Consider the following 9,206-nt stretch of genomic DNA (forward strand, 5'->3'; position numbering starts at 1 on the left):
GGCTTCGACGCGCAGGCGCGCCTGTGGCCCAAGCCGGACAATGCCTTTGGTGGCTACCAGCTGCTGCTGGAGTACTTCACCTTTCCCGAGAAGTTCATGTTCGTCGACCTGGTGGGGCTGGACATGGCCGCCATTCCCCCGGGCGCCGGGCACTTCGACGTGGAGGTGGTGCTGGCCAGGCCGTTCCCCGACGACATGCGCTTCTCGGCGGAGAACGTGCGGCTCTTCTGCACGCCCATCATCAACCTGTTCGAACTGGAAGCCGACCCGATCACGGTCACGCACACGGAGACCGAGTACCGGGTGCGGGCCATGGAGCAACACGGGCAGCATGTCGAAGCGTACTCGGTCGATACCGTGCGCGGCTTCGAGGCAGCGAGCGGCGCGCGCTTCGAGTACGCGCCGTTCGCCGCCTTTCGCCACCGGGGTGGCATGCTGCGCCATGAGATGCCCGAGCGCTACTTCCACACCCGGGTGCGCCGCGGTCCCTCGGGCAGGTTCGACACCTGGGTGGTGCTCGGCGGACTTGCCTGGGAGCAGCAACAGACCCTGCCCCAGGAGACGCTATCGCTGTCGGTCACGGGCACCAACGGCATGCTGCCCCGCAAAGGCCTGCGCGAGGCCGGCATCACGCGTATGCGGGGCGGGTTCGCCAATATCGGCGCGGTGCGCAACCTGACGGCGCCGACCCTGCCGGTGTACCCGCCCACCGCCGACCGCTTCCACTGGCGCGTGCTGTCGCACCTGGCGCCAAACTACCTGTCGCTGCTCGATGCCGAAGTCCTGCGCGGCAGTCTTGCCCTCTACGACTGGACGGAAGGCGAGATGAACCGCCGGCGCATCGACGCCATCACGGACGTGCGGCACCGGCCCCTGCAAAAGCTCGTTAAAGGCGGCCTGCTGCGCGGCGTGGAGATCGAAGTGGTGCTGGACAGCACCCGCTTTGCCGGCGCGGGCGACGTCGAGCTCTTCGGCGAGATGCTCAACCGGTTCCTCTCGCTCTATGCCACGCTGAACCTGTACACCCGGCTGGTGATCGTGTCGCTGCCAAGCGGCAAGCGGCTCGCATGGCCCGACAGCAAGGCCGAGGGGGCACCGTTTTGAGCCTGCCGAAACTGACAGCAACGCAGGCGCAGGAGCGCGCCTTGCTGCCGGCGCTGCTCGCCCGTGCGCCGCAGATGAACTTCTTCCGGCTCTGCGAGCTGATCGAACTGGCCGCGCCGCAGCAACCGCCGTTGGGCACCACCGATTCCCCGGCCAACGAGCCCGTGCGGTTTCGCTCGCACGGACGGCTAGGCTTTCCGGGGCGGGAGATCGACGCGGTGGAGTGCGACAGCGACCACCCCGAGCGGCCACCGGTGGTGCGGACCACCTTCCTGGGCCTTTACGGCGTGGATGCGCGCATGCCGTCCTACTTCGTGGACGAGATTGCCCAGCGTCGCGACGGGGCAGAGCCGCTGGCGGCCTTGCTGGACCTGTTTCACCACCGGATCGTCACGCAGTTCTATCGCGTCGCGCGCAAGTACCGCTATCCGGTGGGCTTCCGGCGCGGCGGACAAGACGAAGTGTCGTGTTACCTGCTGAGCTTGCTCGGGCTGGGCCTCGGCAGGCCGGGTGCCGAAGAGACCGTCCCCACACGCAAGCTGTTGTCGATGCTGGGGCTGGCCAGCCAGCGCACACGCACCGCCGAGGGCCTTGCCGGCGTGCTGCAGCATGCCGTGCCGGACGCGCGCATCACGGTGGAGGAGTTCTACCCCGTGTGGGTGCGCCTCGACGCCACCGAGCGGATGCCGCTGGGGGAGAGCTGTGTGCTCGGGCGCGGCTTTTATGACCGCGCAAACACCGTACGCGTGGTGATCGCGCCGCAGGCGCGCGACTCGGTGCTGGGGCTGATGCCGGGCCGTGCCATGCACCGGGAGGTGACCGCGCTGTTGCGCTTCTACCTGGGCTATGAAGCGCACGCGCATCTGGAGATGCATGTGAGGCCGGCGCTGATGCCGGCGCCGGCCTTGAATTCGGACCAGGTGAGCCTGGGCTACACCACGCAGCTCAGGCAGCCCGACGAAGCCGAAGCCACGGGCGCCAGCGACGCCGTCACCCGTGTGCAGCTCGGCAACTGGCGCGGGCACAGCTCGGCGCAGCCAACGCAACGCTGAACCCGCACTGTCAATGAAACGCAGCAATACGCTACAGCTACACAAAGAGGATCAACACAATGAGGCGACAGCTTCGAAACGGCGCCCTACTGCTGGTTGCCACCCATATAGCCGGTTGCGGCGTGGGCCAGGCCGTAAAGGACAGCACGGTGGAGGCAGCGAAATGGGCCTTCACGACGCAGGTCAAGACCATGAGCCTCGATCTGACCAGCCGGTCGTCGTTAAATACAAACGGCGCCGGGCAATCGTTGTCGACGGTGGTGCGGATCTACCAGCTGAAATCGCCGCAGGCCTTTGAGCAATTGAGCTATGCGCGACTGCAGGCCAATGATCTCGAATTACTCAAGCCCGATCTGCTGGCGACCAAGGACGTCATCCTGCGCCCCGACGCGAGCGTGAGCCTGAGCGAGCCGATGCATGCCGAGGCGGAGTATGTCGGGGTCATCGCGCTCTTCCGCAGCCCCGGCAAGGAGACGGTCTGGAAGCTGGTGGTGCCGAAGAAACAGTGGAAGAAGACCGATCCGGTGAGGATCGAGGTGCGCGGCAGCACGCTGGAGCTGGTGGGCGTTGCCGTCTACGGTCGCGACGTCAAGCATGGCGGCGGCTTCGGCAGACCGGCCACGGTGCAAGCGGCTGCTCGATTGCAGATGTCAAGGCACGCGGGATGAAGCCGGTGCCGCTTCACTGATGAGGCGAAAGACGATGACGAATTCAATCAACGCAGCGCACGCACCGCAGCCGCAGGTGCCTGCCGCATTGCCGTCGGCACCGGGCGACGCAGCGAAGATGCATCCCGGTTACTGGCTCACGCACGTCGGCACCTGCTATCCTGGCCTGTTGGCGACAACGGACAAGTTGCGCGCCTTGCGTGATCCAGCGGCGCGGGGATGGCCTGACCACTACTACATTCCATACACGCTGCTTCGGAACATGATGATGCGCAGGCTCGGTCTGCGCCCAGGCGACCCGACGCCGAAGGGGCTGGTCACGCATTTGCAACTTGTGGCGACAATAGCGGCCTGGCGCGTGACGCAGGGGATTTACCGCATCGACTCGACGGTCTACGAAGCCTTGTGCGCGACGCCTGTGACAGGGGAATTGCCCGCGGCGTTGTTGCGGCACTTGCCTGAATGGTGTGTTTATCTTGAGACGCCCGGCATGCACTGGGACCATCTTCCCGTTTATGGCGTCTTTGCCAACCTGTGGGACAACGGCGATGGCGGCGAGGTGCTGATGTTGCAGCTCAATTACACTGACGGCCTGCTCACTTGGCCGATCGATCTGACCCGTCGCACATTGGGCGCGGCTATTCGCGGCATGTTTCAAAGCATGCGTGAGGGCGGCATGGCGGTCGAACCGGATTTTGAGCGAAATATGCCGACGCTGCTGCCGCGCATTCTCTCGCTGCTCCTGTACCTGTGCAGCGAAGCCGCCGAAATCGGGGATGGTGCATCCCGGCCTACGAGGCCGGTGCCGAAGCGCACCAAGAAGGGCGTGCGCATGTTCGCCGCGCAGCGACCGGTATGCTGGGACGTCGCCACGCGCCTGGGTGCCGCGCTGCGCCGTGTGGGCCATGATGCCGCTGGCGCTGGTGATGATACTTGGACTCACGCGGGCCCGCGCCCCCACATCCGGCGGGCACACTGGCACACCTACCTGAGTGGCCCGCGTGATAGCGCGAAGCGCACCTTGCGCTGGATGCCACCCATTGCAGTCAACGTAGAGACGCCGGACGATCTTGTACCCACGCTGCGAAGTGCCGGCACGGCGGACAAGGCGGGTGGCGGGACTGGGGGCTAGCGATGGGGTCGCGGCCTGCGTGAGCGCTGACGCGCAAAGGGGGCCGTGAGATAGGATCGCCCTGGATATCGGGATATCGGGATATCGGGATATCGGGATATCGGGATATCGGGATATCGGAGCCCTAAGAAATAACTGATAAGGGCACTTGCGCCGGACCTTGCCGCCCACCTTGCATCTGTTTTCCACGATGGGGGAAGCGAATGCAGTTTGAGGATGATTTCTGGCGGAATAACCGGCATTGACCCACTTCCTGGCGCGCTTGGCGCGCCCAAGACGGATTACTCTCCGCAGACGCTAAAAACGCCGTTTTTGCGAGCACCAGATTGGCTGGGCCGAACAGACCGAACAACTGTGCCGAATCCTTGGCCAAGCCCTTGTAGCGAACCTTACGATGACCAGACAGATTCTTGATGACATGAAAGGAATGCTCGACGCGGGTGCGTATCCGGGGCGTGGTGTGTTTGACCTGCATGCGCAATTCCTTCGATGCGCCATCGCGCATCGCGTTGATCTTGCTGTGCTTGGTGGCCACGTGCCACTTTACGCTTTTGCCTTGCATATCGTCGCGCTTGTGAACGCCGGCGCAGCCCGCGTCGCTGAATGCATCGTCTTCATGGCCGTGCAGCAAGGCATGTGTCAGCGAAACGTCGAACAGCTTTCGCGTCAGATCGTGCGCGACCAGCTGTTTGCGTAAGTTCAGCAAGGTTGTCGCATCCGGTACCGCCTCGACAGTCAGGCCAATTCCCGCGAACGTGCGTATCGCCATGCCTGAGGATATGTTCAAAGATGCAGAAAAAACTTCCATCGATGACCCATCTTTCGCAAGCAGAAGCACTTTGCAGAATCCCCTGCTGAAAAATCAGAATTTTCCTGAATACAAAGATCGGGGTTTTCTAGTAGCCTCTCATCGCAGACTGCGATCAGCCGCTGCCGTGACGCCGTAGCCTGCGAAATTCGACTTCGCCGGATTCTCCGGCCGTGCGTACGCTGCATGGGAGGCGTATCGCGCAAGCAATTCAATTCCGAGCCAACCGGCCTGCATCGCCAGCCTTTCGTCCTCGATATGGCGGCTGCACGGCAACCCAACAGGAATGGTTATGAACATGAACACCATGTGGCTCAGGTGCGCGAGCCGATTCGAAGGCTGGCGGGCTGGCGGCATTGTGGTCGTGCCTTTATTGGCAGTGCTCTTCGCAGGCGGATGCACGGCCACGAAGCAAGTCCAGGGTGGCACCGATGCGGGCACGGAAAACACGCAGGCCGCCGATGATGCGTCGAGCGAGCGAGAGAAGAACAGGGCGCTCTGCCGGAAGGGGCTCGAACTGGTGAATGCCGGGGTGATTCCTGCGCTCACCCTGCTGATGAACAAGGATTGCATGGATTCTGCAGCCTCCAACGTTGCCAGTAAGGCGGCGGATGCCAAGCCAGGCGCTGGCAGCAGGAACCCAAGCACAGGGCAAGAGGGTCGCAATCGACGAAGCTGGATGTTGGACGTCCCCGGCATTCCACCCGAGATTATCCCTGGTGCGAAACTCGGCTATTCCAAGGAGGAAAGCGCCAGACGCCTGAGGCCGGAAGTCCGAGAACTGCTTGCGGGGATTCTGAAGATCATGGACAGGCCGGATCAATATATGGGCCGTCAAGCGATCTATGACGCCTTGCATGTGGCGGGTGGGAAACGGGTGGTTCGCTACGCGAAAATGCCCGACGGGACCAAGGACTTGCACTTTCGCGAAGACCTGCTGCCACAAGGGATCTTTGCCAATCCCGCATGGACAGGCTCGTACTTCTACAGAGGCCGGACTCAGCGTTACAAGGAACCTGGGTGGAGCATTGAGGTCGAGATCAAAATCAGGCCCGAGCGGGATTGCATCGACAGCCGAGCCGTGGAAGGGTATCTCGATCTGTACGTGGATCCGGTAATTATCGAGCTGATACACCCCCTACCGAGGGAGGAATGGGATCGACATGGCCCGGGCGGAAATTCAGCCTATGTCACAGGAAGAAACCCCTTAAATGGATTGCGTCTTGGCTTCATAGACGGATGTTGGTCGCATATGACATTTGGTAATTTCTATCCAGAAAGTGAGGTGGCAGATGCAACAATTTTCCATCGTTGATTCGATTGTATTGTGTTGCGCTAAGAGTTGATATGGCCACTAATTCAAGGCTCGTGGGAAGTGATTGTGGGTGTTATTCGATTGGAAATACAAAGAATTCTATGATGTTAGTGTTTTAGAGGAGGATGCTGTTTGTTTTTTTGCATATCTTCTTGATAGGCTGCTTGTGTCGAGACAAAACAAAATAATAATGATTGACAAGGTCGGCGGAAAAGTCGCCTACGTGATAGATCTTGTCTCTATGTCTGATGTTTATAGGGTAAGTGGTGAATAGTTTCTAAATATTAATAAGGGCTCCGAAACCTCTGGGGCCTTTGTCGCGCGTCACCTTGCCGACCGACACACTGGTGCTGGACCTGGACGGCGGCGACGGCAGGCTGGAACGGACCGGTTGGGTCAGCAAGGAAGACGGCATCGTCGTCGTCGATCGCAACAACAACGGCAGGATCGACAACATCAGCGAGACGCTGTCCGAGTACTACGGCAATCCGGTCGCCACCAATGGCGCTGCCGGACAGAAACACACAGGGACTTCGATAGGAAGGATGCATCCCGGGGCGTGGTCAAGGTCTGGGCGGAAGCGCGGTTCCATTGAGACATTTTTCAGAACCCGACGCCGTAAAAAGCAGAATTTTCTTGAATACAAAGGTTGAGGTTTTCTAGTAGCCTCTCATCCAGGTTGTGATCAGCCGCTGCCGCGACGCCGTAGCCTGCGAGATTCGATTTCGCCGGATTCTCTGGCCGTGCGTACGCTGCATGGCGGGCGTATCGCGTAAGCAATTCAATTCCGTGCAATCCGGTTTGCATTTTCGCGGCAACCCAACAGGAATGGTTATGAAAATGAACGCTATGTGGCGCAGGTGCACGAGCCGCTTCGAAGGCTGGTGCGCTGGCAGCATTGTGGCCGTGCCTTTATTGGCAGTGCTCTTCGCAGGCGGATGCACGGCCACGAAGCAAGTCCAGGGTGGCACCGATGCGGGCACGGAAAACACGCAGGCCGCCGATGATGCGTCGAGCGAGCGAGAGAAGAACAGGGCGCTCTGCCGGAAGGGGCTCGAACTGGTGAATGCGGGGGTGATTCCTGCGCTCACCCTGCTGATGAACAAGGACTGTATGGATCCTGCAGCCTCCAACGTTGCCAGTAAGGCGGCGGATGCTAAGCCCGGCGCTGGCAGCAGGAGTCCAGGCACAGGGCAAGAGGATCGCAATCGGCGAAGCTGGATGTTGGACGTCCCCGGCATTCCACCCGAGATTATCCCTGGTGCGAAACTCGGCTACTCCAAGGAGGAAAGCGCCAGGCGCCTGAGGCCGGAAGTCCGAGAACTGCTCGCGGGGATCCTGAAGATCATGGACAGGCCGGATCAATATATGGGCCGTCAAGCGATCTATGACGCCTTGCATGTAACGGGTGGCAAACGGGTGGTTCGCTACACGGATATGCCCGACGGGACCAAGGACTTTCGCTTTCGGGAAGACCTGCTGCCACAAGGGGTCTTTGCCAATCCCGCATGGACTGGCTTGTACTCCTACAACGGTCGGACTCAACGTGACAAGCAACCTGGGCGGAGCGTTGAGGTCGAGATCGATATCACTCCCGAGCGGGACTGCATCGACAGCCGCGCCGTGGAAGGGTATCTCGACCTGTACGTGGATCCGCGAATTATCGCGCGGATACACCCCCTACCGAGGGAGGCATGGGATCGACATGGCCCGGGTGGACATTCAGCCTATGTCACAGGAAGAAACCCTTTAAATGGATTGCGTCTTGGTTTCATAGACGGATGTTGGTCGCATATGACATTTGGTAATTTCTATCCCGAAAGTGAGGTGGCAGATGCAACAATTTTCCAGCGGTGATCCGATTGTATCGTGTTGCGCTAAGAATTGGTCTGGCCACTAGTTCCAGGCTCGTGGGAAGGGATTGCGGGTGCGACTTCTCGATTTGTGAGCTGCACCGGAAATAGGTGTGAGATCGGAATCGGCTCCGGGTGGAAACTCGGTTCTCATTTAAATAATAAAAATATGCTTTCAAAAAAACAGTGGCAATGGTTTGTCGATAATCATGAGTTTATTCGGTGGTTCTGCTCTTGGTTGATCGTTGTTTTGGTTATTTTATTCTTGTTTTTGGGGTTGTATACTTCATATAGAACTGGAAAAGTTGAGACAACATGGATATATGCAAATAAAAACAGGGTGCTTCACGGTTGTGTCAAGGAAGAGGCCGGAGCCAGTTTGCCCGTGGCTAGGGAGTTGGTGGCTGGCGGCGGAAGCGCATATATTAAATATGAAACGCCATCGTTATTCGATTGGAAATACAAAGAATTCTATGATGTTCGCGTTTTGGAGGAGGATGCCGTTTGTTTTTCTGCATATCTTCTCGATCAGTTGCTTGTGTCGAGGCCGAACAAAATAATACTGATTGACAAGGTCGGCGGAAAAGTCGCCTACGTGATAGATCCCGTTTCCATGTCTGATGTTTCTAAGGTGAGTGGTAAATAATGTCCAAATATTATAGTGCTACGCTGAAAGTTGATCCGACTAAAATTTCTGGGGTGGTGGCAGAAGAGCGTTATGTGTACTTGGGTATGGATTAAAATTTTGTACAGATTTCTCTAGAAATATAATTGCTGCTGGCGATATTAAATACCCACTTGGGTCCCTTGGTACAAACATATTGCCGCAGAGCTTGATTACCCGATTCGCTCTTGCCGGCGAAGACCAACATAAGGGCTCCGAAACCTCTGGGGCCTTTGTCGCGCGTCACCTTGCCGACCGACACACTGGTGCTGGACCTGGACGGCGGCGACGGCAGGCTGGAACGGACCGGCTGGGTCAGCAAGGAAGACGGCATCGTCGTCGTCGATCGCAACAACAACGGCAGGATCGACAACATCAGCGAGACGCTGTCCGAGTACTACGGCAATCCGGTCGCCACCAATGGCGCTGCCGGACAGAAACACACAGGGACTTCGATAGGAAGGATGCATCCCGGGGCGTGGTCAAGGTCTGGGCGGAAGCGCGGTTCCATTGAGACATTTTTCAGAACCCGACGCCGTAAAAAGCAGAATTTTCTTGAATACAAAGGTTGAGGTTTTCTAGTAGCCTCTCATCCAGGTTGTGATCAGCC

At 59.1% G+C, this 9,206-nt stretch carries 9 protein-coding genes and 1 pseudogene; 9 read left to right on the top strand and 1 reads right to left on the bottom strand.

Going from position 1 to position 9,206, the window contains the following annotated elements:
* The 4 genes from tssF to A9975_RS01225 all read left to right on the top strand — a co-directional run.
* Positions 1-1,104, top strand: a 1,104-nt coding sequence (tssF, locus tag A9975_RS01210; protein ID WP_183031039.1) for a type VI secretion system baseplate subunit TssF, incomplete at its 5' end; no start/stop codon positions are given.
* A 74-nt stretch (positions 1,105-1,178) separates the two neighbouring features.
* A complete protein-coding gene (gene tssG, locus A9975_RS01215) occupies positions 1,179-2,156 on the top strand; it encodes a type VI secretion system baseplate subunit TssG (protein ID WP_255503010.1) in 978 nt (325 codons plus the stop codon).
* Positions 2,157-2,215: 59 nt separating this feature from the next.
* Positions 2,216-2,824: a type VI secretion system lipoprotein TssJ gene (tssJ, locus tag A9975_RS01220; protein ID WP_183031041.1), complete on the top strand. Its 609-nt coding sequence runs from the start codon at positions 2,216-2,218 to the stop codon at positions 2,822-2,824.
* 34 nt (positions 2,825-2,858) lie between these two features.
* On the top strand, positions 2,859-3,956 hold the full coding sequence (locus A9975_RS01225; RefSeq protein ID WP_183031042.1) for a hypothetical protein: 1,098 nt from the start codon (positions 2,859-2,861) through the stop codon (positions 3,954-3,956).
* 274 nt (positions 3,957-4,230) lie between these two features.
* On the opposite strand, the pseudogene A9975_RS01230 reads toward A9975_RS01225, so the two are convergent.
* Positions 4,231-4,725 (bottom strand): annotated as a pseudogene (locus A9975_RS01230) (transposase); the annotation flags it as partial.
* A gap of 331 nt (positions 4,726-5,056) precedes the next feature.
* Between A9975_RS01230 and A9975_RS01235 the strand changes: the two are divergent.
* From A9975_RS01235 to A9975_RS01255, 5 genes are all read left to right on the top strand, one after another.
* Positions 5,057-6,079 (top strand): hypothetical protein, encoded by a 1,023-nt coding sequence (locus tag A9975_RS01235; protein WP_183031043.1) that lies wholly within the window; start codon positions 5,057-5,059, stop codon positions 6,077-6,079.
* Positions 6,080-6,408: 329 nt separating this feature from the next.
* Complete coding sequence (locus A9975_RS01240) at positions 6,409-6,732, top strand: hypothetical protein (RefSeq protein ID WP_183031044.1); 324 nt, start codon at positions 6,409-6,411, stop codon at positions 6,730-6,732.
* A 181-nt stretch (positions 6,733-6,913) separates the two neighbouring features.
* Positions 6,914-7,936, top strand: a complete 1,023-nt coding sequence (locus A9975_RS01245; protein WP_183031045.1) for a hypothetical protein — start codon at positions 6,914-6,916, stop codon at positions 7,934-7,936.
* Positions 7,937-8,101: 165 nt separating this feature from the next.
* Entirely contained in the window at positions 8,102-8,578 is a 477-nt protein-coding gene (locus tag A9975_RS01250) for a hypothetical protein (RefSeq protein WP_183031046.1), read from the top strand.
* Between the two features lie 206 nt (positions 8,579-8,784).
* Positions 8,785-9,168 (top strand): hypothetical protein, encoded by a 384-nt coding sequence (locus A9975_RS01255; protein WP_183031047.1) that lies wholly within the window; start codon positions 8,785-8,787, stop codon positions 9,166-9,168.
* Positions 9,169-9,206 lie beyond the last annotated feature (38 nt).

This window comes from Cupriavidus sp. UME77, assembly GCF_014170355.1.
In the GTDB taxonomy this organism is placed as follows: domain Bacteria; phylum Pseudomonadota; class Gammaproteobacteria; order Burkholderiales; family Burkholderiaceae; genus Cupriavidus; species Cupriavidus basilensis.

Bases quoted from the DNA above. Each gene is read 5' to 3' on its own strand.
- tssG (WP_255503010.1), top strand. From the start codon at position 1,179: ATGAACTTCTTCCGGCTCTGCGAGCTGATCGAACTGGCCGCGCCGCAG.
- tssJ (WP_183031041.1), top strand. From the start codon at position 2,216: ATGAGGCGACAGCTTCGAAACGGCGCCCTACTGCTGGTTGCCACCCAT.
- A9975_RS01225 (WP_183031042.1), top strand. From the start codon at position 2,859: ATGACGAATTCAATCAACGCAGCGCACGCACCGCAGCCGCAGGTGCCT.
- A9975_RS01235 (WP_183031043.1), top strand. From the start codon at position 5,057: ATGAACATGAACACCATGTGGCTCAGGTGCGCGAGCCGATTCGAAGGC.
- A9975_RS01245 (WP_183031045.1), top strand. From the start codon at position 6,914: ATGAAAATGAACGCTATGTGGCGCAGGTGCACGAGCCGCTTCGAAGGC.
- A9975_RS01250 (WP_183031046.1), top strand. From the start codon at position 8,102: ATGCTTTCAAAAAAACAGTGGCAATGGTTTGTCGATAATCATGAGTTT.